Annotated in this window: 1 protein-coding gene; it reads left to right on the forward strand. The window is 67.8% G+C overall.

Annotated features, from left to right (window positions below; genetic code table 11):
* Positions 1 to 267: penicillin-binding transpeptidase domain-containing protein (locus CVH10_RS21095; RefSeq protein WP_369335937.1), on the forward strand; the 267-nt coding region annotated here is incomplete at both ends.

Consider the following 267-nt stretch of genomic DNA (forward strand, 5'->3'; position numbering starts at 1 on the left):
CCGGGGTCCACCTTCAAGCTGTTCGTCTATCTCGCAGCGCTCCGCTCCGGCATGACGCCCGAGAGCACCGTCGAGGACAAGCCGGTCACGATCGGCGAATGGAGCCCGAAGAATTCGGACGGCCGCTATGCCGGCGAGATCAGCCTGGCGCGTGCCTTCGCCAAGTCGTCGAACGTCGCCGCCGCGCGGCTGACCAAGGACGTCGGTGTGTCGAACGTGATCCGCGCCGCGCGCGACCTGGGCGTGACCAGCCCGATCGCCAACGAA

Origin of the sequence: Halomonas sp. ND22Bw, from assembly GCF_003011945.1 — a bacterium.
GTDB classification, from domain to species: Bacteria; Pseudomonadota; Gammaproteobacteria; order Pseudomonadales; family Halomonadaceae; genus Halomonas; species Halomonas halophila.